Annotated in this window: 22 protein-coding genes; 14 read left to right on the top strand and 8 right to left on the bottom strand. The window is 62.2% G+C overall.

Annotated elements, in window-relative coordinates:
* Positions 1-30: 30 nt before the first annotated feature.
* From ACI2JX_RS05115 to ACI2JX_RS05095, 5 genes are all read right to left on the bottom strand, one after another.
* Positions 31-726, bottom strand: a complete 696-nt coding sequence (locus ACI2JX_RS05115) for a glutathione S-transferase N-terminal domain-containing protein (RefSeq protein WP_264235867.1) — start codon at positions 724-726, stop codon at positions 31-33.
* Positions 727-857: 131 nt separating this feature from the next.
* On the bottom strand, positions 858-1643 hold the full coding sequence (locus ACI2JX_RS05110; protein ID WP_368972005.1) for an OmpA family protein: 786 nt from the start codon (positions 1641-1643) through the stop codon (positions 858-860).
* Between the two features lie 12 nt (positions 1644-1655).
* Positions 1656-2042, bottom strand: coding sequence for a DUF4398 domain-containing protein (locus ACI2JX_RS05105; protein WP_264235864.1), 387 nt, complete (start codon positions 2040-2042; stop codon positions 1656-1658).
* 316 nt (positions 2043-2358) lie between these two features.
* Positions 2359-2856 carry a PaaI family thioesterase gene (locus ACI2JX_RS05100; protein WP_186557140.1) on the bottom strand — a complete coding sequence of 166 codons (498 nt, stop codon included), beginning with the start codon at positions 2854-2856 and terminating at the stop codon, positions 2359-2361.
* Between the two features lie 195 nt (positions 2857-3051).
* On the bottom strand, positions 3052-4458 hold the full coding sequence (locus ACI2JX_RS05095) for an amino acid permease (protein ID WP_264235862.1): 1407 nt from the start codon (positions 4456-4458) through the stop codon (positions 3052-3054).
* A gap of 258 nt (positions 4459-4716) precedes the next feature.
* Between ACI2JX_RS05095 and gcvA the strand changes: the two genes are divergently transcribed.
* Together gcvA and ACI2JX_RS05085 are read left to right on the top strand one after the other, a co-directional pair.
* Positions 4717-5613, top strand: a complete 897-nt coding sequence (gcvA, locus tag ACI2JX_RS05090) for a transcriptional regulator GcvA (RefSeq protein ID WP_186557142.1) — start codon at positions 4717-4719, stop codon at positions 5611-5613.
* 211 nt (positions 5614-5824) lie between these two features.
* Positions 5825-7075 (top strand): aspartate aminotransferase family protein, encoded by a 1251-nt coding sequence (locus ACI2JX_RS05085; protein WP_368972008.1) that lies wholly within the window; start codon positions 5825-5827, stop codon positions 7073-7075.
* Positions 7076-7078: 3 nt separating this feature from the next.
* Here ACI2JX_RS05085 and ACI2JX_RS05080 read toward each other — a convergent pair whose 3' ends face one another.
* Entirely contained in the window at positions 7079-7378 is a 300-nt protein-coding gene (locus ACI2JX_RS05080; RefSeq protein ID WP_186557184.1) for a hypothetical protein, read from the bottom strand.
* A 433-nt stretch (positions 7379-7811) separates the two neighbouring features.
* Here ACI2JX_RS05080 and ACI2JX_RS05075 point away from each other — a divergent pair, with 433 nt between their 5' ends.
* Positions 7812-8240: a hypothetical protein gene (locus ACI2JX_RS05075; RefSeq protein WP_404689541.1), complete on the top strand. Its 429-nt coding sequence runs from the start codon at positions 7812-7814 to the stop codon at positions 8238-8240.
* 100 nt (positions 8241-8340) lie between these two features.
* Positions 8341-10455: an elongation factor G gene (fusA, locus tag ACI2JX_RS05070; RefSeq protein ID WP_404689540.1), complete on the top strand. Its 2115-nt coding sequence runs from the start codon at positions 8341-8343 to the stop codon at positions 10453-10455.
* Between the two features lie 71 nt (positions 10456-10526).
* Here the strand turns inward: fusA and ACI2JX_RS05065 are convergent, their stop codons facing one another.
* A complete protein-coding gene (locus tag ACI2JX_RS05065) occupies positions 10527-11969 on the bottom strand; it encodes a SulP family inorganic anion transporter (RefSeq protein ID WP_264235858.1) in 1443 nt (480 codons plus the stop codon).
* Between the two features lie 148 nt (positions 11970-12117).
* Entirely contained in the window at positions 12118-13833 is a 1716-nt protein-coding gene (locus tag ACI2JX_RS05060) for a S8/S53 family peptidase (protein WP_264235857.1), read from the bottom strand.
* 127 nt (positions 13834-13960) lie between these two features.
* On the opposite strand from ACI2JX_RS05060, the gene ACI2JX_RS05055 reads away from it, so the two are divergent.
* The 10 genes from ACI2JX_RS05055 (at position 13961) to nuoH (ending at position 26513) form a co-directional block, all read left to right on the top strand.
* Complete coding sequence (locus ACI2JX_RS05055; RefSeq protein WP_404689539.1) at positions 13961-14725, top strand: secretin N-terminal domain-containing protein; 765 nt, start codon at positions 13961-13963, stop codon at positions 14723-14725.
* A gap of 494 nt (positions 14726-15219) precedes the next feature.
* The gene (gene aceA, locus ACI2JX_RS05050; RefSeq protein WP_264235855.1) at positions 15220-16545 is read left to right on the top strand and encodes an isocitrate lyase; all 1326 of its coding nucleotides are present in this window, start codon (positions 15220-15222) and stop codon (positions 16543-16545) included.
* Between the two features lie 234 nt (positions 16546-16779).
* On the top strand, positions 16780-17442 hold the full coding sequence (locus ACI2JX_RS05045) for a lysoplasmalogenase (RefSeq protein WP_404689538.1): 663 nt from the start codon (positions 16780-16782) through the stop codon (positions 17440-17442).
* A gap of 381 nt (positions 17443-17823) precedes the next feature.
* Positions 17824-18237, top strand: coding sequence for an NADH-quinone oxidoreductase subunit A (locus ACI2JX_RS05040; protein ID WP_003251427.1), 414 nt, complete (start codon positions 17824-17826; stop codon positions 18235-18237).
* 9 nt (positions 18238-18246) lie between these two features.
* Positions 18247-18924 carry an NADH-quinone oxidoreductase subunit B family protein gene (locus ACI2JX_RS05035; protein ID WP_012313769.1) on the top strand — a complete coding sequence of 226 codons (678 nt, stop codon included), beginning with the start codon at positions 18247-18249 and terminating at the stop codon, positions 18922-18924.
* A 79-nt stretch (positions 18925-19003) separates the two neighbouring features.
* On the top strand, positions 19004-20785 hold the full coding sequence (nuoC, locus tag ACI2JX_RS05030; RefSeq protein WP_404689537.1) for an NADH-quinone oxidoreductase subunit C/D: 1782 nt from the start codon (positions 19004-19006) through the stop codon (positions 20783-20785).
* A 2-nt stretch (positions 20786-20787) separates the two neighbouring features.
* Positions 20788-21285 (top strand): NADH-quinone oxidoreductase subunit NuoE, encoded by a 498-nt coding sequence (gene nuoE, locus ACI2JX_RS05025; RefSeq protein ID WP_186557152.1) that lies wholly within the window; start codon positions 20788-20790, stop codon positions 21283-21285.
* On the top strand, positions 21282-22661 hold the full coding sequence (gene nuoF / locus ACI2JX_RS05020) for an NADH-quinone oxidoreductase subunit NuoF (protein ID WP_186557153.1): 1380 nt from the start codon (positions 21282-21284) through the stop codon (positions 22659-22661). Before nuoE ends, nuoF begins: the two co-directional genes overlap by 4 nt.
* Positions 22662-22794: 133 nt before the next feature.
* Positions 22795-25509, top strand: a complete 2715-nt coding sequence (gene nuoG, locus ACI2JX_RS05015) for an NADH-quinone oxidoreductase subunit NuoG (RefSeq protein ID WP_404689536.1) — start codon at positions 22795-22797, stop codon at positions 25507-25509.
* Positions 25506-26513, top strand: a complete 1008-nt coding sequence (nuoH, locus tag ACI2JX_RS05010) for an NADH-quinone oxidoreductase subunit NuoH (RefSeq protein WP_186557155.1) — start codon at positions 25506-25508, stop codon at positions 26511-26513. The genes nuoG and nuoH overlap by 4 nt, the downstream gene beginning before the upstream one ends.
* Positions 26514-26522 lie beyond the last annotated feature (9 nt).

Here is a 26522-nt window from a genome sequence, read left to right as displayed (position 1 = left end):
TGAGGCTCTGACAGACACGACACAGAAGGCTCAACCAGGAATTTTCAGCCCGCGCTGCACGGCTGGCCGCTCCAGGAATGCCGCCAATACGCGCTGCACCTCGGCGAACTCTTCGAACCCGACCAGCTCCCGCGCGTTATACCGATCAACCAGGTTACGCACCCAGGGAAAGATGGCGATATCGGCAATACTGTACTCATCGACCATCCACTGGCGCCCTGCCAGGTGCCGATCGAGCACCCCAAGCAGGCGGCGCGACTCGTTGACGTAGCGGTCGCGCGGGCGTTTGTCTTCAAAGTCCTTGCCGGCGAAGAAATGGAAGAACCCCACCTGGCCAAACATCGGCCCAATGCCGCCCATCTGGAACATCAGCCATTGAATGGTCTGGTAACGAGTAGCCAGGTCGTCGCTGAGCAACTGCCCGGTTTTTTCCGCCAGGTACTGCAAGATCGCCCCAGACTCGAATAACGCCAGCGGCTTACCACCCGGGCCGTCGGGGTCGAGGATGGCAGGGATCTTGTTGTTGGCGCTCAGGGAGATGAACTCGGGGCTCAGCTGTTCATCGCTGTCGAAGTTGACCTTGTGTGCCTCATAGGCCAGGCCGATCTCTTCGAGCATGATCGAAACCTTGACGCCGTTGGGCGTGGCCAGGGAATACAACTGCAGGCGCTGGGGATGGTGCGCGGGCCATTTGCGGGTGATGGGGAATGCGCTCAGATCGGTCATGGTGGGTGCCCTTGGTGGCAGAAGCGGGAAGCATCGACCGAACACTTTAGGCATAACGACGGGCGCTGACTATCTCCCGTTGCAGGAGAAGGCAAAGCAAAGGCGCGACCACTGGCCGCGCCTTGTACTGCTTAGCGGCGACGCACGACTTCCTGGTCGTCGCGGGAGATGATCACTTCAACACGCCGGTTGAGCTGGCGGGAGTGCGCGGTGGCGTTGGAAGCCACCGGGTAATCCTTGCCATAGCCGGCAGTGACGATTCGATTGGCGGCAATACCCTCACGACGCAGGGCGTTGGCCACCGAGGCGGCGCGAGCTTCCGACAAACGCTGGTTGAGCGCATCGCCGCCAGTGGAGTCGGTATGGCCTTCTACCAGCAACCTACGAGTGGGGTTATCGCGCAGGTAACGCCCCAGTTCCTGGATGTTGTCACGGCTGCGTGGATTCAATGTGGCTTGCCCGGTAGCGAACAACACATCACCAAAGGTCACTACCGTGCCGCGCTCAGTCTCCTTGCTACCCTTGGGGGCGTTGTTGGCCAACGCCGCCTTGAGTTGCTCGGAACGCACATCCAGCCGCGCCTGGGTGCGCTCGGCCTCGATGTTTTTCATGCCGGCCTGAGCCAGGCGCAACTTGATGGTCTCTTCAGCTGCCTTGACCCGGTTATTGGCCAGATAGGACAGCTGCTCGACATCATCGCCTTTGCGGTTTTTCAGCGAAGCCTGCTCAGCCTTGGTCAGCGCCACCGAGGCTTCCTGGGTTTCCAGAGCGGCGATACGGCTGGATTCAGGCTTACCTTGCAGCGCCAAGAATCCTTCACGGGCTTCCACCAGCGTGGGGTTTTCTGGGGTGGTGCCGCAACCGGCCAACAGCAGGCTCAGGATCGACACGGTAGGCAGAATGTACAATTTCGACATGATCGGCTCCTGTTAGTGGGCGGATTTGAGAATCGGGTCTTCCAGCAACTCTTTGCGCAGCACCTGGATGCCCTCGCGGGCGACCTTCAGCTGGTCTTGAGTTCTGCTGGCCCGCGCCTTGGTCTCGGCTAGCCGGGCATCGGATTCGGCTCGCTCGGCGAGGATGCGCACCTCCTTGAACTTCTTCTCACCCAGCGCCCTTTCCATGGCACGCAGATTGTCTTGGGCAGAGCGCATTTCAACGGGTGCATACTGGGTTGCATCTGCCGAAACAGCACGGTTGACCGCACTGCGCGTCAGCTCGATCTGCTCGTTGGGTACAACCACGCTGGCGCAGCCGGAGAGCACCAGCAGCAAGCCTGCGACAGTCAGGGTTTTAGGGTTGAATCTGGCACGCATGGGACATCTCCTTTAGTGCGTCCGCGAACGTCCGAGTACACGGCGATTGCCGCGATCAGGCAGTGTTTGCTTCGGGGGAAAAGTGAGCCGAGATGTCCATGCGCCAGCCTGCAGCTCGGCAAGCCGGCAGCGGGTGCATAGAGATAAATCAGTAGAGTCGAGCATCTCGGACAGCCTGCGGTGAAAACGCGGTCAGACTATTCCGATACTCACGTAGTCCCTATAGGACTCTTCGTCAGGCTCTGTAGGAATTTTCAACATCACTGAGAGCGGTCTACAACCAGCGGGCGGCCGGTTGCCGCCCCACCCTGGCGTCTCACGCTTGGCCGTGGGCCTTGTGCTTGAGCTTCTCGGTGTCGACACGCACGAACAGCGAATCGGCCGTGACTGTCAGTACCTCGCCTGCCCAGACCTCGCAGATGACCCGCGTCTTGCGCCCGACCTCACCTTCAACGCGTGCCTTGAGCAACAACTCGACCCCCATCGGAGTAGGCTTCAGGTAGTTCAGGCTGAGGGTGCCGGTGACGCAGTCGATGCGCGGCAGGCTGTCGGGCTCACGCCCTTCGGCGCGGTAGTGGTAGGCCATGGCGGTCCAATTGGAGTGGCAGTCGACCAGCATCGCCAGCAGTCCGCCATAGACCAGGCCGGGCCAGCCGAGGAAGGTGCTGTCGGGGGAGTGCCGGCACAACAGGTGGATGCCATCGGCATCCCAATGACTTTTCAGGTGCAGCCCGCTGGGGTGTGAGCAACCACAGCCGTAGCAGACTCCGTCCGGGGCTGCGCGCTCCTGGAGGGAAAGGATTGGATCGTTCATACGCTTCCTGGACTTGTTGGAATGGGAAGGTTACCGGGTGATGGTAGCGCTATACCGGGCCGTGCTGTCTAGATCTCAAGCCGCTATTGGCAGACAAGCCCGCTCCCACAAGGACCTGTGGGAGCGGGCTTGTCCGCGAAGAGGCCTGCAGCTTCACTGCAAGCCCTAAAGCCCAACTACGCCCTGCGCCTCAGCTCAAGCGCCCTCGCTGCTGGCCAGCTCAGCTTGTGACGATGGCGCAGTGTGCCGCCGACGGGTCAGCGAAATGAGCAGGATGAACAGCGTAACCCCCGCCGTCATCAGCGTCTCGTAGCGGTAGGCATCGCTGAACAGCATATAGCCCAACACCATGACGATGGTGCCGATCACCAGCCAGGTCAGCCATGGGAACAGCCACATCTTCAAGGCCAGCTCAGTGCCGTCACGATCAGCCCGGGCCCGCATGCGCAGTTGCGACACAGCGATCACCAGGTACACCAGCAAGGCAATGGCGCCAGTGGTCGAGAGCAAGAAGCCGAACACCTTGCCAGGGAACACGTAGTTGACCAGGCAACCAGCAAAGCCTGCCAAAGTCGACAGCAGCACCGCCACGGTCGGTACACCATTGCCCGAAACGCGCTTGATCATCCGCGGTGCTTCGCCACGCGAGCCCAGCGAGTAGAGCATCCGCGAGGCGGTGTAGAGGCCTGAGTTCATGCAGCTGGTGACGGCAACCAACACCACCAGGTCGACCACCAGTTTGGCCCCCGGCACGTTGAGCACTTCCAGTACCCGTTGGAATGAACCAACGGCTTTCAAGCCTGGGTCATTCCACGCCACCAGCGACACCACCAGGAAGATCGACGCCAGGTAGAAGATGGCAATGCGGTACACCACCAGGTTGGTGGCGCGGCGGATCTTGTCTTTCGGGTTGGCGGTTTCATCGGCGGCGATGGTGACGATCTCAGCGCCAAAGAACGAGAAGATGGTGATCAACACCCCACCCAGCACCGTGCCAAATCCGTTGGGCATGAAGCCGCCGTTAGCCCACAGCTGGCTGACCCCGGAGCGCTCGGCCAATGGCCAGACGCCAAAGACGGCCATGCTGCAGATGCCGATGAAGGCGACGATGGCAATCACCTTGATCAAGGCAAACCAGTACTCGAATTCACCGAAGTTCTTCACGCTGACCAGGTTGGTGCACGACAGCACGATCATGATCAAAAAGGCGAACAACCACGAGGGCACGCCCGGGAAGTAGGCATGCAGGATGTCCGCGCCAGCGATGGCCTCGACCGGAATGATCAATACCCAGAACCACCAGTACAACCAGCCAATGGTAAAGCCCGCCCACGGGCCGATGGCCTCGGTTGCGTACGTGGAAAAGGAGCCGCTGTTAGGGTTGGCAATCGCCATTTCGCCAAGCATGCGCATCACCAGCAGCACCAGCAGGCCGGTCATGGCGTAGGAAATCAGAATCGCCGGGCCGGCGGTGGCGATGGCGTTGGAAGAGCCGATGAACAGGCCAGCGCCGATGATGCCGGCGATGGAGATCATCGACACCTGGCGGGAGGTCAAGCCGTGTTGCAGGGAACGCTGTTTTTTGTTTTGTAGCGAAGCCATGAAAAACCCTCGAATGGGTCGGCCGCCGCACGGGCGGCTGAACTTGGAGCAGAATTCTTATTAATCGTTATCGCGCGTTTCTTGTTGTTGTGAGGATGCCGCCGATGCGCCTTTTGCCTCCTCTTGCCATAAGCGGTTGTCATCATTGATCCGGGTCAGTATTAATCTATAGGGCGTGACCAACAAACGACCTTTTCGACGTACATGATTCCGGTTCGGAATGAACTTCTTCCTTTTTCGCTCGGTAATAGACCCATCATGTCCAAACGCCTGATGCCCTCCACCACAGCCCTGCAATGCTTCGAGGCCGCTGCCCGTCACCTGAGTTTCACCCGCGCGGCGCAAGAGCTGCACCTGACCCAAAGCGCGGTCAGCAAGCAGGTGGCGCAGCTTGAGGACATGCTCTCGCACGCGCTGTTCCAGCGCATTCGCCGGCGCCTGCACCTCACCCCGGCAGGGGCGTTGTACCTGGCCGAGGTGAACAAGATCCTCACCCAGATCGACATCTCCAGCCGCTACATCCTCAGCTACGGCGACGAAACCGAAGTGCTGCGCATCGCCACCCAGCCAACCTTTGGCGCGCGCTGGCTGGTACCCCGGCTCAAGGGCTTTGGCGAACGCTACCCACGGATCCACCTGGATATCCGCAATGAACTGGAACCCTTTGACCTGGTGCAGGCCAAGGCTGACATCGCGTTTTTCTTTGGCCAGGGCACCTGGCCGGGCGCCACCTGCATCGAGCTGTTCAGCGAAGAAGTCGTGCCGGTGTGCGCGCCAGAGCTGTTGGCGCGCTCACGCTTTGACAGCGCCCAGGCGCTGACCGAACATCGCCTGCTGCAATGCGCCTCACGGCCAGAGGCTTGGCATGAGTGGTTTCTCGGGCTTGGCCTGCACAGCCAGAACAGCTACCACGGGCCGCGTTTCGACACTTTCTACCTGTGCATTCGCGCCGCCATCGCCGGCTGCGGGATCGCGCTGATCCCACGCTATCTGGTGGCCGAAGAGCTGAGCGAAGGCAAGCTGGTGGTGGCCTGGGACCATCCGGTGCCGAGCAATGGCCGGCACTTCATTGCCCATGCCGAGCATGCCGCCGAGGTGCCGAAGGTTCGGGCCTTTGTGCAGTGGATTCTGGAAGGAGTGGCTGAGGATGGCTGAGTCTTTTCTGGCCTTTTCGCGGGCAAGCCCGCTCCTACAGGTTCGGCGTCGCTCTAGGGGCGGCGAAGTACCTGTAGGAGCGGGCTTGCCCGCGAAGCGAACGGCCCTGACTTCCAGAATCTATGGAATGATCGCAATCGAATAATTCGTTTGCCGACACCCCCCAAGTCGCGTTTGGATATCAACAAACTCGAACAAGGTCCGCGTGCTCATGAATCTGGAAAGTATCAGCCAATCGATTGCCATAGTTCACCCCATTACACTTTCCCATGGGCGTAATGCAGAAGTCTGGGATACCGACGGTAAACGCTACATCGACTTTGTCGGCGGTATTGGTGTGCTTAACCTGGGCCACTGCAACCCGGCGGTGGTCGAGGCGATCCAGACCCAGGCCACGCGTCTGACCCACTACGCCTTCAACGCTGCACCGCATGGCCCCTACCTTGAACTGATGGAGCAATTGCGCGCGTTCGTGCCGGTCAGCTACCCGCTGGCCGGCATGCTCACCAACAGCGGCGCGGAAGCTGCGGAAAACGCCCTGAAAGTGGCCCGTGGCGCCACCGGCAAACGCGCCATCATCGCCTTTGACGGCGCCTTCCACGGTCGCACCCTGGCCACCCTCAACCTCAATGGCAAGGTCGCTCCGTACAAGCAACGGGTCGGTGATTTGCCAGGGCCGGTCTATCACCTGCCCTACCCCAGCGCCGACACCGGGGTCACCTGCGAGCAGGCGCTAAAAGCCCTGGAGCGGCTGTTCAGTGTCGAGCTGGCGGTCGAAGACGTGGCTGCGTTCATTCTCGAACCGGTACAGGGCGAAGGCGGTTTCCTGGCGCTTGATCCGGCCTTCGCCCAAGCCCTGCGGCGCTTGTGCGACGAGCACGGGATCTTGATCATCATCGATGAAATCCAATCGGGCTTTGGCCGCACCGGGCAGCGCTTTGCTTTCCCACGCCTGGGCATCGAGCCGGATTTGCTGCTGCTGGCCAAGAGCATCGCTGGCGGCATGCCGTTGGGTGCGGTGGTCGGGCGCAAGGCGCTGATGGCCGCGTTGCCAAAGGGCGGGCTGGGCGGCACCTATTCAGGTAACCCAATTGCCTGCGCGGCGGCCCTGGCCAGCCTTGCGCAGATGAGCGATGAGAACCTGGCGACCTGGGGCGAGCGTCAGGAGCAAGCCATCGTCAGCCGCTATCAACGCTGGAAGTCATCTGGGTTGAGCGCTTCGCTCGGCCGCCTGACCGGCGTTGGCGCCATGCGCGGCATCGAACTGGTCAATGCCGATGGCAGCCCGGCGCCTGCGCAACTGGCCAAGCTGCTGCAAGCGGCGCGGGCCAAGGGGCTGCTGTTGATGCCCAGTGGCAAGGCGCGGCACATCATTCGCCTGCTGGCACCGCTGACCATCGAGCCGGCAGTGCTCGAAGAGGGCCTGGATATCCTCGAGCAGTGCCTGGCGCAGTTGGACTGAGGCTTACAGGCCCAGCTCTTCAGGGGTGAGCATGTCGGATTCGAAGGCGATCCAGCCGCCTTCGAGTTCGGCGTGACCGTTGACGATCGGGCCGTAATAGACGAGGCCGTTTTCCAGGGTGACGCAGATGTGGGTAGCCGGCTTTTCCGGGGCTGCCAGGGCGCCGACGAAATGCACCTTCTTCAGGGTTTCGGTCACAGCCTCAAGGCCAACACGGATGTTGGCATTTTCCGACGCCTCGACGTCGCCTCCGCGGTCTTCGGTGCTGACGGTCACGGTGGCGATATACGGGTACTTGCTCAATCGGGTTGCCTCATCGATAGGGATCGGCGTGCTCCACGCCGGGGGCGCATAGGGTACGGCAGCTGTCACCTGTTGTCTCTAGCCCCCTATCGCGGGACAAGCCCGCTCCCACGACACACGTTTGCGCCTCCTACATCACACAATCACACATTTGATCCTCGTGAATGCCTGCGCCTCCTACGACACACGCTTGAGCCTCGTGAAAGCCTGCGCCTCCTACGACACACGCTTGAGCCTCATGAATGCCTGCGCCTCGACCGGTGGCGTGCTGGCTACTCATCAGCGGTGGGATACGCAAGCCTCGTGGGAGCGGGCTTGCCCCGCGATGAAGGCGGCGCTGACGACATCGATCGCCAGACCAAGCGCATGGCCTGCAAAGCGCCGATCTGTTAGGGTGCCCGCCGATGCACGCCACACCACACGAGGACACCGAGTGAGCGCCGAAGAACCCCTGATCGCCGACCTGTTCGAGGTCGACAAACGCCTGACCCTCAAGCCCGTAGTGGACTTCAACAGCTACCTGCGCACTGCCTTTGCCGATGGCCCGTGCCGCTGCCACCGCTGCGTCGAAGGCAATGGCGACGAAAGCAGCTACAGCCATCAACACAGCTTCGAGTTCGACGGCCGCCAAGCCCACCGCCGCTTTGCCAACACTGCGGGCAGTGACGTGCTGCAATTCCTTAAAAAGGCCTGGCTGTCGTACACCAAGACCGACATGAAACTGACCGGCGAGCTCGACCTTAACTGCGTCAAGGGCTTCACCGATGCCGCCCTGCACCCACGCCTGGTGGTTTTGCTGGCCGCTAGCGGTCTGGCACGTGAAGTCGACGGCATCTGGCAGTTGCAAGCGCAAGCTGACTGAGACCGCTCCTCGCTTGATCGGGTCAACGGGCAACAGGCCGTCAACGGTCTGCTACCTTGGGAGTACCCCTCCCCGCGCATTCACCCACAGGTGACTGACCATGGCCCGCACTACGCCCATTGAGCTGTACCGCAATATCGGCATCGTCGCCCACGTCGATGCCGGCAAAACCACCACCACCGAACGCATCCTGTTCTACACCGGGGTCAACCACAAGATGGGCGAGGTGCACGATGGCGCCGCGACCATGGACTGGATGGCCCAGGAACAGGAGCGCGGCATCACCATCACCTCAGCGGCGACCACCGCCTTCTGGCAGGGCTCGACCAAGCAGTTCGCCAACAAATACCGCTTCAACATCATCGATACCCCCGGTCACGTCGACTTCACCATCGAGGTGGAGCGCTCGTTGCGCGTGCTCGATGGCGCGGTGGTGGTATTCAGTGGCGCCGACGGGGTCGAGCCGCAGTCCGAGACCGTCTGGCGCCAGGCCAACAAGTACCATGTGCCGCGCCTGGCCTACATCAACAAGATGGACCGCCAGGGCGCCGACTTCCTGCGCGTGGTCAAACAGATCGACCAGCGTCTGGGCCACCATCCGGTGCCGATCCAACTGGCGATTGGCAGCGAGGAAAACTTCATCGGCCAGATCGACCTGGTGAAGATGAAAGCCATCTACTGGAACGACACCGACAACGGCGCCAGCTATCGCGAGGAAGAAATCCCCGCAGAGCTCAAGCCGCTGGCCGACGAATGGCGTGCGCACATGATCGAAGCCGCCGCCGAGGCCAACGACGAGTTCACGGAGCTGTACCTCAACGGCAAAGAGCTGAGCACCGAGCAGATCAAGGCCGGCCTGCGTCAGCGCACCATCGCTAACCAGATCGTGCCGGCAGTGCTCGGCTCCTCGTTCAAGAACAAAGGCGTGCCGCTGATGCTCGACGCGGTGATCGACTACCTGCCCGCGCCTAGCGAAATTCCGGCGATCAATGGCACCGACCCCGACGACGAAGACAAGCATCTGGAACGTCATGCCGACGACAACGAGCCGTTCTCGGCGCTGGCCTTCAAGATCGCCACCGACCCGTTCGTCGGCACCCTCACCTTCGCCCGGGTGTATTCCGGCGTGCTCAGCTCCGGCAATGCCGTGCTCAATTCGGTCAAGGGCAAGAAGGAACGCATCGGCCGCATGGTGCAGATGCATGCCAACCAGCGTGCCGAGATCAAGGACGTTTGCGCTGGCGATATCGCCGCGCTGATCGGCATGAAAGATGTCACCACCGGCGACACCCTGTGCGACATCAACAAACCGATCATTCTCGAACGGATGGACTTCCCCGATCCGGTGATTTCGGTGGCGGTGGAGCCAAAGACCAAGGCCGACCAAGAAAAAATGGGCATCGCCCTGAGCAAGCTGGCCCAGGAAGATCCTTCATTCCGGGTCAAGACCGACGAAGAAACCGCGCAGACCATCATCTCCGGCATGGGTGAGCTGCACCTGGACATCATCGTCGACCGCATGCGCCGCGAGTTCGGCGTCGAGGCCAACATTGGCAAGCCACAGGTGGCCTACCGCGAGAAAATTCGCAACACCTGCGAGATCGAAGGCAAGTTCGTCCGCCAGTCCGGTGGCCGTGGCCAGTATGGCCATTGCTGGATTCGCTTCGCCCCAGGAGAAGAAGGCAAGGAAGGCTTGCAGTTCATCAACGAGGTGGTCGGCGGGGTGATTCCACGCGAGTACATACCGGCGATCCAGAAAGGCATCGAGGAGCAGATGCAAAACGGCGTGCTCGCCGGCTATCCGCTGATCAACCTCAAGGCCGCCGTGTTCGACGGCTCGTACCACGATGTCGACTCCAACGAAATGGCCTTCAAGATCGCCGCCTCGATGGCCACCAAGCAGCTTTCCAGCAAAGGCGGCGCGGTGCTGCTGGAGCCGGTGATGAAGGTTGAGGTGGTTACGCCTGAGGAGTACCAGGGCGACATCATTGGCGACCTCAGCCGCCGTCGCGGGATGATTCAGGAAGGCGAGGAAACCCCGGCCGGCAAGGTCATCCGCGCCGAAGTGCCACTGGGTGAAATGTTTGGTTATTCGACGCAGATGCGCTCGATGACCCAGGGGCGGGCCAGCTATACCATGGAGTTCACCAAGTATGGCGAGGCGCCGGCGAACATCGCCGAGGCGATCGTGAAAAAGAACCGCGGGGAATCCTGAACCCATCGCGGTCCAAGCCCGCCCCACGCACTACCTGTGGCTGCGTGGGAGCGGGCTTGCCCCGCGATGCATCAGTGCTGCTCGCCCGCGCGCTTCAACAGTTTCTTGCAGCGCTCCGACAGATGCACCACCCGCAGGTGCTTGCCGGCCTTGGCATAGCGTTCGCGCAAGGTCTGCAACGCCGCCACCGCCGAGTAGTCGACAAAGCTCAGGTGCTTGCAATCGAGCGTCACGCTGGGCGGATCGCCCGCCGGGTCGAACTGATTGAGAAACGGCGTGGTCGAGGCAAAGAACAACGTGCCATGCACCTGGTAACGCTTGCCGCCTTCACCATCGTCATGGCTGTCGGCATACAGCTCACGGGCATGCTGCCAGGCAAAGTTGACCGCCGCGATGACGATCCCGAACAGCACCGCTGTAGCCAGATCGGTGAACACCGTGACCACGGTGACCGCAATGATCGCCAACACATCGCTGACCGGCACCTTGTGCAGCACGCGCAAAGAGGCCCAGGCGAAGGTCTGCTGGGCCACCACGAACATCACCCCGACCAGCGCCGCCAGCGGGATGCGCTCGATCAGCGGCGACAGGAACAGCACGAACAGCAGGATCATGCCCCCGGCGACCACCCCACTCAGCCGGCCACGGCCGTTGGAGCTGAGGTTGATCACGGTCTGGCCGATCATCGCGCAGCCGCCCATGCCACCGCACATCCCCGAAACCATGTTGGCCGCACCCAGGGCCACGCACTCACGGTCGGGAAAGCCGCGGCTTTCGGTGATCTCATCGGTCAGGTTGAGGGTCAGCAGGGTCTCCAGCAGGCCGACCATGGCCATCAGCAGCGCGTAAGGAGCAATGATCTTCAGGGTTTCCAGAGTCCATGGCACGTCCGGCCAGGCCAGCTGGGGCAGGCCGCCCGCGATATGGGCCATATCGCCCAGGGTGCGGGTCGGTAGATCGAGCAGGTACACCAGCAGCCCCACCCCGAGGATCGCCACCAACGCCGGCGGCACGGCGCGGGTCAGCCGCGGCAAGACGTAGACCACCAGCATGGTCAGCGCCACCAGACCGATCATCAGGTACAGCGGCGAGCCACTGAGCCACTGCTCGCCGCTCTTGAAATGCTCAAGTTGGGCCAAGGCGATGACAATCGCCAGGCCATTGACGAAGCCCAGCATCACCGGATACGGCACCAGGCGCACCAACTTGCCCAAGCGTAGCGCGCCGAACAGGATCATCAGTACCCCTCCCAGTAGTACCGTGGCCAGCAGGTACTGGGCGCCGTGCTGCACCACCAGGGCGACGATCACCACCGCCATGGAACCCGCAGCGCCGGAAATCATCCCGGGACGACCGCCGAACAATGCCGTCAAGGTGCAAATGATGAAGGCGCCGTACAGGCCCATCAGCGGGTTGAGATGGGCGACCAGGGCGAAGGCGATGCATTCCGGGACCAGGGCAAAAGAGGTGGTCAGGCCGGCGAGGATGTCGGCGCGTAATCGGGCGGGTTTCATGAAGTTCCTGCGAAGGTGTCTGTGGCTGACCCCATCGTGGGGCTAGCCCGCTCCCACGATCTCAAGCGACAGCGCGGGAGCGGGCTTGCCCCGCGACAGGGTCAGCGATGTTACGGAATTTGTCCTACAGCGGCCACCCTTGCGCGGCTCAGCGCACCCGCTGCAGGCTCTGCACCGCTAGATCCAGGGCGCGCTGCATGTCCAGCCGCGCCGATCGGCCCAAGTCTGGGTGATTGAGCTGGCCATTGCGCTCCGACGGCAAAATCGGCGCAGTCAGGTCCTCGGCGTCCATGGCCTCGAAGTCTTGCTCCAGGCCCAGGGTCAGCGCGCTGCGCCGCAGCAGCATGCGCACTTGCTCGGGGGTCAAGCTAGGGTTGATCGACAGCATCGCCGCCACCGTGGCGGTCACCAGCGGCGTGGCATAGGAGGTACCGCAATGCGCCTCACTGGCCTGCGCCGAACGGATACAGGCGGCGGCGCTGACATCCACGCGCATATCGATGTTGGAGCTTTGCCGCTTGCGCACATGCTGCGGATCGGTCACTGGCACGCCCTTGTCACTGCGCTGATGACCACCGACCACCAGCAACTGGTCGGTGACGAACGACGACGGCAGGCGGTATTCGTCAGTGCCCGACCAAGACGCGCCATTGCCCGCCGAATTGACCACGATCACCTCGGGATGGGCCTTGCGCAGCCACAGGAAGAACTCCTCGAGCAACTCTTCATAGCCGCTCATGGCAAGCCCCGAGCGCACCAGCGAATCGACCTCATCGCCCTGCACGTCCTTCGCCCCGACCCGATGGATACCCCAGCTCCAGTTCAGCACCCGTGCGCCATCCTCGACCAAGTTCACCGAAGCGGCGATGTTGGCGGTGATCCCAGCGTCGGAGTTACGTTCGACGATGACCTCGAAGCCTGGGCTGGCCTTGCCAAGGCCAGTCAGAAAGCCACCTTCGGCGCCCTGTCCGGCGAGGATTCCAGCAACATGGCTGCCGTGGCTTTCAGCCTTGTCACCGTCGCGGGCGTAGACGCAGGTTTGCCCCTGCGGGCAAGGCCCGCGATAGCCGGTAAAGGCTGGGGCATCGAAGTCGACCTCACGCTCGATCACGCCAATGCGTACCGGCTTGACCGGTATTGCCGAGGCCTGGATCCGCCGCTGGTAGAAATACAGCGCGTCCATGAAGCGGTTGGCGGCCCACTCGTCTGCCTGGTTGATCGCCTGCCGAGACGGCCCTGTGCTTTCTTCGCCACGCTCCGGGGCTGACTCTTCGATGATCAGCGCATCGACACTGGCCTCGCTGCCCATGCGCAGGATCATCGCGTCACGTTGGATCAAGTCATGCACAGGTAGGCGCAACTGATAGACGTTGAGTGGCGCGATGGCGCCGACCACCTTGGCGCCGTACTTGTCGGCGATGCGTTGGGCTTCCTGCAAGCCCGGGTGTTTTTCCTCGATCAGCAGGCTGACCAGGTCCAGGTAGGTGGTCAGGCCATCCATGTTCTTTGCCACTTCATCAGCAGTGGCGGCCACTACATGGCTGCGCTGGCGGCTAAGCCAGACGGGGTTACTCTTCTCACCGGCAGATTCCAGCCACAGCGGTGCGCTGGGCTGGTGTGCGCCGGTGAGGGTAAATGTCAGGTTATCGCCCTGGCGCTGGACATCGCCGTCAGGGAGGCGCTGACCGGCAAGCCAGACGGTAGGCGTTTGTACGCCCAGGCCCTGGGCATGGAGACACCATTGTTGCCGGTCTTCGCTGAGCAAATCGGCGCAGCGCTGCAGCGACTTGATGCGCAACGGCTCCTGGGCCGCCAAGGCGGCGTGGGTGAGCAGGCAGAACAGCAAGATTGGATAGCGCTTCATAATGAGGACCCTGTTGCCACATTGGCTGCGACTGCCTGGGCAAGACAAAGGTTCAGAGCGGGCAGTGCCGACATAAAAGCGTTTCGGTGTGATCCACACCCGGCAAGACCCGTACAAATTTGCCATCATGTCCATTCCACCCGCGGAGATCATGGACATGCCGCTACGCCCCCTCATCGCTTCCCTGCTGTTGGCTGCGAGCCTCAACGCCCAGGCCGCCACCGAGGTCGTGCCGCTTCAGCACCGCAGCAGCGCCGAACTGCTGCCCACCGCCCAGGCCTTCCTGGGCAAGGACGGCAGCGTCAGCGCCTTCGAGAACAAGTTGATCGTCAACGCCGAGCCGGAGCGCATCGACGACCTGCGCACCCTGCTGCAACAACTCGATACCGCCCCCAAGCGCCTGCTGATCAGCGTCGACAACAACGACAGCAACTTCCAGGACAACCGCGGCACCGCCCGGGTCATCCGCTATGGCACCGCCAATCGCGACGGCGGCATGCAGCAAGTGCAGGCCAGCGAAGGCCAGCCGGCATTGATCCAGGTCGGCCAAAGCATCCCCATCACCAGCAGCAGTACCGACGGCTACGGGCGCATCCAGACCAACACCGAATACCGCAACGTGACCCAGGGTTTCTACGTCACGCCGAGCCTCAGCGGTGAGACGGTTCGCCTGGCAATCAGCAGCAATAATGATCGAATGAGTAGCGAACGTCCCGATGTAGTGAAAGTGCAAAGCACCGACACAACCGTTACCGGCAAGCTCGGCGAATGGATCACCCTGGCCGGGTTCAATCAGCAAAGCCAAGCCGAGCGCAACCCGTCAAGCCTCAGTTACAGCACCCAGCGCGGTGAAAACATGACATTGCGTGTCAAAGTCGACCTTCTGGACTGATCCCAGGCAATTCAAGGCCTCGACCAAAGGCCTTGAAACTGACTGCCGAGTCGCATTAGACCAAAGATGTAGTAACCAGAAAAAAGCACTACAAAACATTTGACAGGTACTTTTTGCCAAGGGCATGATGGCCTCGCTCCCGCTAATCAGAGGCCCTGGCAAGGGTCTTCGAGGCGCGTTCCTCCCACCCCTGGAGGCGCCTCGTGTCTATACGGCCCACAAGGCGGTTCGACCGGATTGCGACTGCAACGAGAAGTTGTCCCGAGGGACGGAAGCGCATCACCGCAGTCACCAGGCAAGCCATGTCGCACCGCAGCAAGGCATCCACGAGCCGACCTGCAGCCATCGCTGACCCACGCTGCACCTCCTTCCCCTTCGAGCCTTCGCGTTCGCCGTCGCAACACCGCCGAACAGGACAGCCGCCAGGCCTCTGATCCGCGACTTTTGAGCATCAGCACAATTACCCCAAGATCGATGCGACGAGGTTTATTTCCATGGCACTGACACGCGAACAGCAAATTGCAGCCCTCGAGAAAGACTGGGCCGAGAACCCGCGCTGGAAAGGCGTGACCCGTACCTACACGGCCGCTGATGTCGTTCGCCTGCGTGGCTCGCTGCAACCGGAGCACACCCTGGCCCAGGTGGGTGCAGAAAAACTGTGGAAGCTGGTCACCCAAGGTGCCCACCCCTCTTTCCGCCCTGAAAAAGATTTCGTCAACTGCATGGGCGCCCTCACCGGCGGCCAGGCTGTTCAGCAGGTCAAGGCCGGCATCCAGGCTATCTACCTGTCCGGCTGGCAGGTTGCCGCCGACAACAACTCGGCCGAGTCGATGTACCCCGACCAGTCGCTGTACCCGGTCGACTCGGTTCCGACCGTGGTCAAGCGCATCAACAACTCGTTCCGCCGCGCCGACCAGATTCAGTGGAAAGCGGGCAAGAACCCAGGTGACGAAGGCTACATCGACTACTTCGCGCCAATCGTGGCCGACGCTGAAGCCGGTTTCGGCGGCGTGCTGAACGCCTACGAGCTGATGAAGAACATGATCGAAGCGGGCGCCGCTGGCGTGCACTTCGAAGACCAGCTGGCTTCGGTGAAAAAATGCGGTCACATGGGCGGCAAGGTACTGGTACCGACCCAGGAAGCCGTACAAAAGCTGGTCGCTGCACGTCTGGCTGCCGACGTTGCCGGCGTACCGACCATCATCCTGGCCCGTACCGACGCCAACGCAGCCGACCTGCTGACCAGCGACTGCGACCCGTACGACCAGCCGTTCGTGCTCGGTGAGCGCACCCGTGAAGGCTTCTACAAGGTGCGTGCCGGCCTCGACCAGGCCATTGCTCGCGGCCTGGCCTACGCGCCGTACGCCGACCTGATCTGGTGTGAGACCGCCAAGCCGGACCTGGACGAAGCGCGTCGTTTCGCCGAGGCGATCAAGAAGGAATACCCAGACCAACTGCTGTCGTACAACTGCTCGCCTTCGTTCAACTGGAAGAAGAACCTGGACGATGCCACCATCGCCAAGTTCCAGCGCGAACTGTCGGCCATGGGCTACAAGCACCAGTTCATCACCCTGGCTGGCATCCACAACATGTGGCACGGCATGTTCAACCTGGCGCACGACTACGCCCGCAACGACATGACCGCCTACGTCAAACTGCAAGAGCAAGAGTTTGCTGACGCGGCTAAAGGCTACACCTTCGTCGCGCACCAGCAGGAAGTGGGCACCGGTTACTTCGATGACATGACCACGGTGATCCAGGGTGGCGCTTCGTCGGTGACCGCGCTGACCGGTTCGACTGAGGAAGAGCAGTTCCACTGATAGAGAGTGGCTTGCTGCTGAAATGAAGAAGGCCCGGGCCACCGTTGAGGTGCCCGGGCCTTTTGTCGTCTGCGTCTGTACTGGCCTCATCGCGGGCAAGCCCGCCGCTACAGGTCATGCGCCACATTTGACATCGGCGCATGACCTGAGCGGGCTTGCCCGTGTCGAGGCGGATACGGGCAGCAACAGAGGTTAGGGTCTATGCTTGCCCCATAACTACAGCAAGGACTGCCCATGTCCCGCCCATTCAGCCTGTTGGTTTTGGCCCTGGTCGCCGCTGCCCTCTATCTATATGCGCTGGCCAGCGGCAACGCTGTGCTCGCCCTGCTGGCCAAACCGGTCCCGGTGCTAGCCCTGATCCTCTGGCTGCGAACCACTCCGGCCACGACCTACCGCCGCTGGATCATGATCGGCCTTGGTTTTTCGGTACTGGGCGACATATTCCTGGCTATTCCAGCGGATCTGTTCGTGTTCGGTCTGGGCGCGTTTCTTTTTGCTCACCTGGCCTACCTGCGCGGCTATTACAGCCAAAACCGCCAAAGCACCCTGCCCGCCCTGTTGCTCGCCGCGGTCGCTGGCAGCGGGTTGTTCTACCTGCTCGCCAGCCACGGCCTAGGTCCCCTGTTGCTACCGGTGGCGTTGTACGCCCTGGTGATCAGCGCAATGCTCTGGCGCGCTCTGGCCTGCGGTGGCCTGGCAGCGCTAGGTGCTTGCCTGTTCGTGTTCTCCGACAGCCTGATCGGGATCGACCGCTTCGTCAGCCCGTTTCCTGCGGCGCAGTACCTTATCATCCTCGCCTACTGGCTCGGCCAATGGGCGATCGCGTCGTCGGCCGCACGCGGCTTAATCGGTAAAGTATTGATCCAGAGCGGGGCACGCGGTGCGCAAAACTGCTAGAACGAGAGTTTTTCGCATTTGCAAGTAGCGAGGTGTGCCCAATGAACTTTGCAAGGCTCAGACCCGGTAAAGTTAACCGGCTCAAATCAAATGATATTGATTATCATTACGCAACTTACAAGTCGTTACGCGAGGCAAGAAACATAATTAACAAAAGCAGGCGTAATGCCCGAATACCAAGGCTTTCAGCCAGTTACAAAAGTTTTTTGTTCTTAATCCTACGAATAAATTTGCGACAGAAATTTTACTTGCACTGGGTTTACCCATAAAATCAGCGCGATTGATTCAGCTGCGACATTTGGTCACTGCACCTGCGACACCACGTCGCCGCTTTACTTATTTCAGACTGCAGAGCTGGGTCTCTGTATAAGGATCTCTAGCATGTCCGATTCGGCAGGACTCATCGCCCACAACTGGGGCTTTGCCATCTTCCTCCTGGGTGTCGTCGGCCTGTGCGCCTTCATGCTCGGTCTGTCCAGCCTGCTCGGTAGCAAGGCCTGGGGCCGCGCCAAGAACGAACCCTTCGAATCCGGCATGCTGCCCGTAGGCAGCGCCCGCCTGCGCCTGTCCGCCAAATTCTATCTGGTCGCGATGCTGTTCGTGATCTTCGATATCGAAGCCCTCTTTCTCTTTGCATGGTCTGTGTCCGTCCGCGAAAGCGGCTGGACCGGATTCGTCGAAGCACTCGTTTTCATAGCAATTCTGTTGGCAGGTCTTGTCTACCTATGGCGCGTCGGGGCACTTGATTGGGCTCCCGAAGGTCGCCGCAAGCGGCAAGCGAAGCTGAAACAATGAGGCTTTGGCATGCAATACAATCTCACCAGAATCGATCCGGATGCGCCCAACGAGCAGTATCCGGTCGGTGAGCGGGAAACCGTCACCGACCAACTGCTAGAGGACCAGGTCCACAAGAACATCTACATGGGGAAACTCGAAGATGTCCTGCGTGGCGCGGTCAACTGGGGGCGCAAGAACTCCCTCTGGCCGTACAACTTCGGCCTGTCCTGCTGCTACGTGGAAATGACCACGGCCTTCACGGCACCCCACGACATCGCCCGCTTCGGCGCCGAAGTCATCCGGGCCTCGCCGCGTCAGGCCGACTTCATGGTCATCGCCGGGACCTGCTTCATCAAGATGGCGCCGATCATCCAGCGCCTGTATGAGCAGATGCTCGAACCTAAATGGGTCATCTCCATGGGTTCGTGCGCCAACTCCGGTGGCATGTACGACATTTACTCGGTCGTTCAGGGGGTCGACAAGTTCCTCCCCGTGGATGTCTACGTACCTGGCTGCCCGCCACGCCCTGAGGCGTTCTTGCAAGGCTTGATGCTGCTGCAGGAATCGATCGGACAGGAGCGACGCCCGCTTTCCTGGGTGGTTGGTGATCAAGGCATTTACCGTGCCGAGATGCCTGCCCAGAAAGACCTGCGTCGCGAACAGCGTATCGCGGTAACCAACCTGCGCAGCCCCGACGAAGTCTGATCCAGCGACCTGCCGCCCGCTCCCCCTGGAGCCGGCGGCCTGGCTTCATTCTCTACGTTGACCCAAAGCGACCGAGACCATGACAGCGGACAACGCTATTTTCATTCCGCCTTACAAGGCTGACGACCAAGATGTGGTCGTCGAACTGAACAACCGTTTTGGCGCCGAAGCATTCGTCGCCCAAGAGACCCGCACCGGCATGCCAGTGCTGTGGGTCAAGCGCGCCCAGCTCAAAGAGGTGCTCACCTTCCTGCGCGGCGTCGCCAAGCCCTACAGCATGCTGTACGACCTGCACGGCGTCGACGAACGCCTGCGCACCCAGCGCCGCGGCCTGCCCGCCGCCGATTTCAGCGTGTTCTACCACCTGCTGTCGGTCGAGCGTAACAGCGACGTGATGATCAAGGTCGCGCTCAGCGAAGGCGACCTGAACCTGCCGACCGTGACCGGCATCTGGCCAAACGCCAACTGGTACGAGCGTGAAGTCTGGGACATGTTCGGCATCGACTTTGCCGGCCACCCGCACCTGAGCCGGATCATGATGCCGCCGACCTGGGAAGGTCACCCGCTGCGCAAGGACTACCCTGCCCGCGCCACTGAGTTCGATCCCTACAGCCTGACCCTGGCCAAGCAGCAGCTTGAAGAGGAATCGGCTCGCTTCAACCCGGAAGCCTGGGGCATGAAGCGCCAGGGCGCCAACGAGGACTACATGTTCCTCAACCTTGGCCCCAACCACCCGTCCGCGCACGGTGCGTTCCGTATCGTCCTGCAGCTGGACGGCGAAGAGATCGTCGACTGCGTCCCGGACATCGGCTACCACCACCGGGGTGCCGAGAAGATGGCCGAGCGTCAGTCCTGGCACAGCTTCATCCCCTACACCGACCGTATCGACTACCTCGGCGGGGTGATGAACAACCTGCCGTACGTGCTCGCGGTTGAGAAACTCGCCGGTATCCAGGTGCCGCAGAAAGTCGACGTGATTCGCATCATGCTCGCCGAATTCTTCCGCATCACCAGCCACCTATTGTTCCTGGGTACCTATATCCAGGACGTCGGCGCCATGACCCCGGTGTTCTTCACCTTCACCGACCGCCAGCGCGCCTACACCGTGATCGAAGCGATCACCGGCTTCCGCCTGCACCCGGCCTGGTACCGCATCGGTGGTGTCGCCCACGACCTGCCGCGTGGCTGGGACAAGCTGGTCAAGGACTTCGTCGAATGGCTGCCCAAGCGTCTCGACGAGTACACCAAGGCGGCCCTGCAGAACAGCATCCTCAAAGGCCGGACCATCGGCGTTGCCGCGTACAACACCCAGGAAGCGCTGGCATGGGGCACCACCGGTGCCGGCCTGCGTTCCACCGGTTGCGACTTCGACCTGCGGAAAGCCCGCCCCTACTCCGGCTACGAGAACTTCGAGTTCGAAGTACCGCTGGCCCACAACGGCGATGCCTACGATCGCTGCATGGTCCGGGTCGAGGAGATGCGCCAGAGTATCCGCATCATCGACCAGTGCCTGCGCAACATGCCGGAAGGCCCGTACAAGGCGGACCACCCGCTGACCACGCCGCCACCGAAAGAGCGCACCCTGCAGCACATCGAGACCTTGATCACGCACTTCCTGCAAGTCTCGTGGGGCCCGGTGATGCCGGCCAACGAGTCGTTCCAGATGATCGAAGCGACCAAGGGCATCAACAGTTACTACCTGACGAGCGATGGCGGCACCATGAGCTACCGCACCCGGATTCGTACCCCAAGCTACCCGCACCTGCAGCAGATCCCTTCGGTGATCAAAGGCAGCATGGTCGCGGACTTGATCGCGTACCTGGGCAGTATCGACTTCGTTATGGCTGACGTGGACCGCTAAGCATGAACAGCACGCTTATCCAAACCGACCGTTTCGCCCTGAGCGAAACCGAGCGCTCGGCCATCGAGCACGAGATGCACCACTACGAGGACCCGCGCGCGGCGTCCATCGAAGCCCTGAAGATCGTCCAGAAACAGCGCGGCTGGGTGCCAGACGGTGCCATCTACGCGATCGGCGAGATCCTCGGCATCCCGGCCAGCGACGTCGAAGGTGTGGCTACGTTCTACAGCCAGATCTTCCGTCAGCCGGTTGGCCGCCACATCATTCGCGTGTGCGACAGCATGGTCTGCTACATCGGCGGCCATGAATCGGTCGTCAGCCAGATCCAGAGCGAGCTGGGCATCGGCCTGGGCCAGACCACCGCAGACGGGCGCTTCACCCTGCTGCCGGTGTGCTGCCTGGGCAACTGCGACAAGGCCCCGGCGCTGATGATCGACGATGACACCTTTGGCGACGTACAGCCTGCTGGCGTCACCAAACTGCTGGAGGGTTACGTATGACCATCACTTCCTTCGGCCCGGCCAACCGCATCGCGCGCGCAGCCGAAACCCACCCGCTGACCTGGCGCCTGCGTGACGACGGCGAGCCAGTCTGGCTCGACGAGTACCAGGCCAAGGACGGCTACGCCGCCGCCCGCAAGGCACTGGCGCAGATGTCCCAGGACGATATCGTCCAGACCGTCAAGGACGCCGGCCTCAAGGGCCGTGGTGGCGCTGGCTTCCCCACTGGGGTGAAGTGGGGCCTGATGCCCAAAGACGAATCCATGAACATCCGCTACCTGCTGTGCAACGCGGACGAAATGGAGCCAAACACCTGGAAGGACCGCATGCTGATGGAGCAACAGCCCCATCTGCTGGTCGAGGGCATGCTGATCAGCGCCCGCGCCCTGAAGGCCTACCGTGGCTACATCTTCCTGCGTGGCGAGTACACCACCGCCGCCAAGAACCTCAACCGCGCCATCGATGAAGCCAAGGCCGCAGGCCTGCTGGGCAAGAACATCCTGGGCAGCGGTTTTGATTTCGAGCTGTTCGTGCACACCGGTGCCGGGCGCTACATCTGCGGTGAAGAAACCGCCCTGATCAACTCGCTCGAAGGCCGCCGCGCCAACCCGCGTTCCAAGCCGCCCTTCCCTGCCGCCGTGGGCGTATGGGGCAAGCCGACTTGTGTGAACAACGTCGAAACCCTGTGCAACGTTCCGGCCATCGTCGGCAACGGCGTCGACTGGTACAAGTCGCTGGCCCGCGAAGGCAGCGAAGACCACGGCACCAAGCTGATGGGCTTCTCCGGCAAGGTGAAGAACCCCGGCCTGTGGGAGCTGCCGTTCGGCGTTACCGCCCGCGAGCTGTTCGAGGACTACGCCGGTGGCATGCGCGATGGCTTCAAGCTCAAGTGCTGGCAGCCTGGCGGCGCCGGTACCGGGTTCCTGCTGCCAGAACATCTGGATGCACAGATGTACGCCGGCGGCATCGCCAAGGTCGGCACGCGGATGGGTACGGGCCTGGCCATGGCAGTCGATGACAGCATCAACATGGTCTCGCTGCTGCGCAACATGGAAGAGTTCTTCGCCCGCGAATCGTGCGGCTGGTGCACCCCATGCCGTGACGGCCTGCCCTGGAGCGTGAAGATGCTGCGCTCGCTGGAGCAAGGCCAAGGCCGCGCCGAAGACATCGAGACCCTGCTGGGACTGGTCAACTTCCTCGGCCCTGGCCGCACCTTCTGTGCTCACGCACCCGGTGCCGTCGAGCCATTGGGCAGTGCCATCAAGTACTTCCGGTCCGAGTTCGAGGCCGGCGTCGCCAGCCAATCCGCTAGCGAGGCCCTGCGCCCGAACCTGGCCAAGCCAATCCCGACCGGGCCGATCGTGGTCGGCGCATAACAAGATCACGTGCGGGTGGTCCGTGCCATCCGCCAGCCTCGCAGGCTCGTCCGAGTGTCTCGGGCAGAGCCGCAGGCACACCGATTTCCATTAGCCACGCCTGCTCACGCGGGCCAACGAAGAACTTTGAACCATGGCCACTATCCACGTAGACGGCAAAGCGCTCGAAGTCAACGGTGCGGACAACCTGTTACAGGCCTGTCTGTCGCTCGGCCTCGACATCCCTTATTTCTGCTGGCACCCGGCGCTCGGTAGCGTCGGTGCCTGCCGGCAGTGTGCGGTCAAGCAGTACACCGACGAGAACGACACCCGTGGTCGTATCGTCATGTCGTGCATGACCCCTGCCTCCGACGGCACCTGGATCTCCATCGAAGATGAAGAGTCCAAGGCGTTTCGCGCCAGCGTCGTCGAATGGCTGATGACCAACCACCCGCACGACTGCCCAGTCTGCGAGGAAGGCGGTCACTGCCACCTGCAAGACATGACGGTGATGACCGGCCACAACGAGCGCCGTTACCGTTTCACCAAGCGTACTCACCAGAACCAGGACCTCGGCCCGTTCATTTCCCACGAAATGAACCGCTGCATCGCCTGCTATCGCTGCGTGCGTTACTACAAGGACTACGCTGGCGGCACCGACCTGGGTGTCTACGGCGCCCACGACAACGTGTACTTCGGTCGCGTTGAAGACGGCGTGCTCGAAAGCGAGTTCTCCGGCAACCTCACCGAGGTCTGCCCGACCGGTGTGTTCACCGACAAGACCCACTCCGAGCGCTACAACCGTAAGTGGGACATGCAGTTTGCCCCAAGCATCTGCCATGGCTGCTCGAGCGGCTGCAACATCAGCCCGGGCGAGCGCTACGGCGAACTGCGCCGGATCGAGAACCGCTTCAACGGCTCGGTCAACCAGTACTTCCTGTGCGACCGTGGCCGCTTCGGCTATGGCTACGTCAACCGCAAGGACCGCCCGCGCCAGCCACAGCTGGCCGATGGCACCAAGCTGGGCCTCGACGCCGCCCTGGACAAGGCCGCCGACCTGCTGCGCGGCCGTACCATCGTCGGTATCGGCTCGCCACGCGCCAGCCTGGAAAGCAACTACGGCCTGCGCGAGCTGGTCGGTGCCGAGTACTTCTATTCGGGTATGGAAGCCGGCGAACTGGCCCGTGTCCGCCTGGCACTGAATGTACTCAACGCCAGCCCCCTGCCCGTGCCGACCCTGCGTGAGATCGAAGATCACGACGCCGTGTTCGTGCTCGGTGAAGACCTGACCCAGACCGCCGCCCGCGTTGCCCTGGCCGTGCGCCAGGCCACCAAGGGCAAGGCCGAAGCCATGGCCGACGCCATGCGCGTACAGCCTTGGCTCGACGCTGCGGTGAAAAACATCGGCCAGCACGCGCTGTACCCGCTGTTCATCGCCAGCCTTGCTGAAACCAAGCTCGACGACGTCGCCGAAGAGTGCGTGCATGCAGCTCCCGCCGACCTGGCGCGCCTGGGCTTTGCCGTGGCCCATGCCATCGACCCGAGCGCTCCGGCCGTAGCAGGCCTGGACGATGACGCCAAGGCCCTGGCCCAGCGCATCGCCGATGCCCTGGTCGCCGCCCAGCGTCCGCTGGTGGTTGCCGGTACCTCGCTGGCCGACCCGGCCCTGATCGAAGCGGCCGCCAACATCGCCAAGGCGCTCAAGCTGCGCGAGAAGAACGGCTCGCTGAGCCTGGTCGTGCCTGAGGCCAACAGCCTCGGCCTGGCCATGCTCGGCGGTGATTCGGTGGATGCCGCGCTGGATGCAGTGATCAGCGGCAAAGCCGACGCCATCGTGGTTGTGGAAAACGACCTGTACGCCCGCCTCCCGGCCGCCAAGGTCGACGCGGCCCTGGCTGCGGCCAAGGTGGTGATCGTCGCCGACCACTCCAAGACCGCCACCAGCGATCGCGCCCACTTGGTCCTGCCAGCGGCATCGTTCGCCGAAGGCGACGGCACCCTGGTCAGCCAGGAAGGCCGTGCCCAGCGCTTCTTCCAGGTGTTCGATCCGACCTACCTGGACAGCAGCATCCAGATCCACGAAGGCTGGCGCTGGATGCACGCCCTGCGTGCCACCCTGCTCAACAAGCCGGTCGACTGGACCCAGCTGGACCACGTCACCAGCGCCTGCGCCGAAGCCGCGCCGCAACTGGCCGGGATCGTCAACGCCGCGCCAAGTGCTGCGTTCCGCATCAAGGGCATGAAGCTTGCCCGTGAGCCGCTGCGCTACTCCGGCCGTACTGCCATGCGCGCCAACATCAGCGTGCACGAACCGCGCACCCCGCAAGACAAAGACTCCGCGTTCGCCTTCTCCATGGAAGGTTACTCGGGCTCGGTCGAGCCCCGTCAGCAGGTGCCCTTCGCCTGGTCGCCGGGCTGGAACTCGCCGCAGGCCTGGAACAAGTTCCAGGACGAAGTCGGTGGCCACCTGCGTGCCGGTGACCCAGGCATCCGCCTGATCGAGTCGCAGGGTGATCGCCTGAACTGGTTCAACGCCATTCCGGGCGCCTTCAACCCGGCCCGTGGTAGCTGGACTGCAGTACCGTTCTTCCACCTGTTCGGCAGCGAAGAGAGCTCCTCGCGCGCCGCGCCCGTGCAAGAGCGCATCCCGGCCCCCTACGTGGCCCTGGCCAAGTCCGAAGCCGATCGCCTGGGCGTCAACGACGGTGCAATGCTGAGCCTGACCGTGGCCGGTGTGGCACTGCGCCTGCCGCTGCGGATCAATGAACAGCTGGGCGCAGGCCTGGTCGCGTTGCCGAAAGGCCTGGCCGGCATTCCGCCAGCCATCTTCGGTGCATCCGTAGAAGGCCTGCAGGAGGCAGCACAATGAGCTGGTTCACCCCCGAAGTGATCGATGCGATCATCGCCGTGGTCAAGGCCGTGGTGGTCTTGCTGGCCGTGGTGGTCTGCGGCGCGCTGCTCAGCTTCGTCGAGCGGCGCCTGCTGGGCTGGTGGCAGGACCGTTACGGTCCGAACCGGGTTGGCCCGTTCGGCATGTTCCAGATCGCTGCAGACATGCTGAAGATGTTCTTCAAGGAAGACTGGAACCCGCCCTTCGTCGATCGGATGATCTTCACCCTGGCACCGGTGGTGGCGATGAGCGCCCTGCTGATTGCCTTCTCGATCATCCCGATCACCCCGACCTGGGGCGTTGCCGACCTGAACATCGGCTTGCTGTTCTTCTTCGCCATGGCCGGTCTGTCGGTCTACGCCGTGCTGTTCGCCGGCTGGTCGTCGAACAACAAGTACGCCCTGCTCGGCAGCCTGCGGGCCTCGGCACAGACCGTCTCCTACGAGGTGTTCCTGGGCCTGGCACTGATGGGCGTGGTGGTGCAGGTTGGCTCGTTCAACATGCGCGACATCGTCGATTACCAGGCGCAGAACCTGTGGTTCATCATTCCGCAGTTCTTTGGCTTCTGCACCTTCTTCATCGCGGGCGTCGCCGTGACTCACCGTCACCCGTTCGACCAGCCGGAAGCAGAACAGGAACTGGCCGACGGCTACCACATTGAATATGCCGGCATGAAATGGGGCATGTTCTTCGTCGGTGAGTACATCGGCATCATCCTCATCTCGGCGCTGCTGGTAACCCTGTTCTTCGGTGGCTGGCACGGTCCGTTCGGCATCCTGCCGCAAGTACCGTTCCTGTGGTTCGCCCTGAAGACCGCGTTCTTCATCATGCTGTTCATCCTGCTGCGCGCCTCGATCCCGCGCCCACGCTATGACCAGGTGATGGACTTCAGCTGGAAGTTCTGCCTGCCGCTGACCCTGATCAATTTGCTGGTGACCGCTGCGCTCGTGCTTTACAACACGCCAGCCGTCGCGGCCCAGTGAGGATTTGAC

The organism is Pseudomonas sp. NPDC088890, assembly GCF_044900155.1.
Taxonomy (GTDB): Bacteria; Pseudomonadota; Gammaproteobacteria; order Pseudomonadales; family Pseudomonadaceae; genus Aquipseudomonas; species Aquipseudomonas urmiensis.
The sequence above is the reverse complement of the archived record's forward strand: the minus strand, read 5'-3'. Positions and strand labels throughout refer to the sequence as shown.

What these genes read in the sequence shown, in the direction of transcription:
- nuoG (WP_404689536.1), top strand. Translation starts at nt 22,795, where the DNA reads ATGGCCACTATCCACGTAGACGGCAAAGCGCTCGAAGTCAACGGTGCG.
- fusA (WP_404689540.1), top strand. Translation starts at nt 8,341, where the DNA reads ATGGCCCGCACTACGCCCATTGAGCTGTACCGCAATATCGGCATCGTC.
- ACI2JX_RS05115 (WP_264235867.1), bottom strand. Translation starts at nt 726, where the DNA reads ATGACCGATCTGAGCGCATTCCCCATCACCCGCAAATGGCCCGCGCAC.
- ACI2JX_RS05095 (WP_264235862.1), bottom strand. Translation starts at nt 4,458, where the DNA reads ATGGCTTCGCTACAAAACAAAAAACAGCGTTCCCTGCAACACGGCTTG.
- ACI2JX_RS05065 (WP_264235858.1), bottom strand. Translation starts at nt 11,969, where the DNA reads ATGAAACCCGCCCGATTACGCGCCGACATCCTCGCCGGCCTGACCACC.
- nuoC (WP_404689537.1), top strand. Translation starts at nt 19,004, where the DNA reads ATGACAGCGGACAACGCTATTTTCATTCCGCCTTACAAGGCTGACGAC.
- nuoE (WP_186557152.1), top strand. Translation starts at nt 20,788, where the DNA reads ATGAACAGCACGCTTATCCAAACCGACCGTTTCGCCCTGAGCGAAACC.
- ACI2JX_RS05085 (WP_368972008.1), top strand. Translation starts at nt 5,825, where the DNA reads ATGAATCTGGAAAGTATCAGCCAATCGATTGCCATAGTTCACCCCATT.
- ACI2JX_RS05100 (WP_186557140.1), bottom strand. Translation starts at nt 2,856, where the DNA reads ATGAACGATCCAATCCTTTCCCTCCAGGAGCGCGCAGCCCCGGACGGA.
- ACI2JX_RS05055 (WP_404689539.1), top strand. Translation starts at nt 13,961, where the DNA reads ATGTCCATTCCACCCGCGGAGATCATGGACATGCCGCTACGCCCCCTC.
- nuoF (WP_186557153.1), top strand. Translation starts at nt 21,282, where the DNA reads ATGACCATCACTTCCTTCGGCCCGGCCAACCGCATCGCGCGCGCAGCC.
- ACI2JX_RS05035 (WP_012313769.1), top strand. Translation starts at nt 18,247, where the DNA reads ATGCAATACAATCTCACCAGAATCGATCCGGATGCGCCCAACGAGCAG.
- aceA (WP_264235855.1), top strand. Translation starts at nt 15,220, where the DNA reads ATGGCACTGACACGCGAACAGCAAATTGCAGCCCTCGAGAAAGACTGG.
- ACI2JX_RS05045 (WP_404689538.1), top strand. Translation starts at nt 16,780, where the DNA reads ATGTCCCGCCCATTCAGCCTGTTGGTTTTGGCCCTGGTCGCCGCTGCC.
- ACI2JX_RS05110 (WP_368972005.1), bottom strand. Translation starts at nt 1,643, where the DNA reads ATGTCGAAATTGTACATTCTGCCTACCGTGTCGATCCTGAGCCTGCTG.
- ACI2JX_RS05105 (WP_264235864.1), bottom strand. Translation starts at nt 2,042, where the DNA reads ATGCGTGCCAGATTCAACCCTAAAACCCTGACTGTCGCAGGCTTGCTG.
- nuoH (WP_186557155.1), top strand. Translation starts at nt 25,506, where the DNA reads ATGAGCTGGTTCACCCCCGAAGTGATCGATGCGATCATCGCCGTGGTC.
- ACI2JX_RS05040 (WP_003251427.1), top strand. Translation starts at nt 17,824, where the DNA reads ATGTCCGATTCGGCAGGACTCATCGCCCACAACTGGGGCTTTGCCATC.
- ACI2JX_RS05060 (WP_264235857.1), bottom strand. Translation starts at nt 13,833, where the DNA reads ATGAAGCGCTATCCAATCTTGCTGTTCTGCCTGCTCACCCACGCCGCC.
- gcvA (WP_186557142.1), top strand. Translation starts at nt 4,717, where the DNA reads ATGTCCAAACGCCTGATGCCCTCCACCACAGCCCTGCAATGCTTCGAG.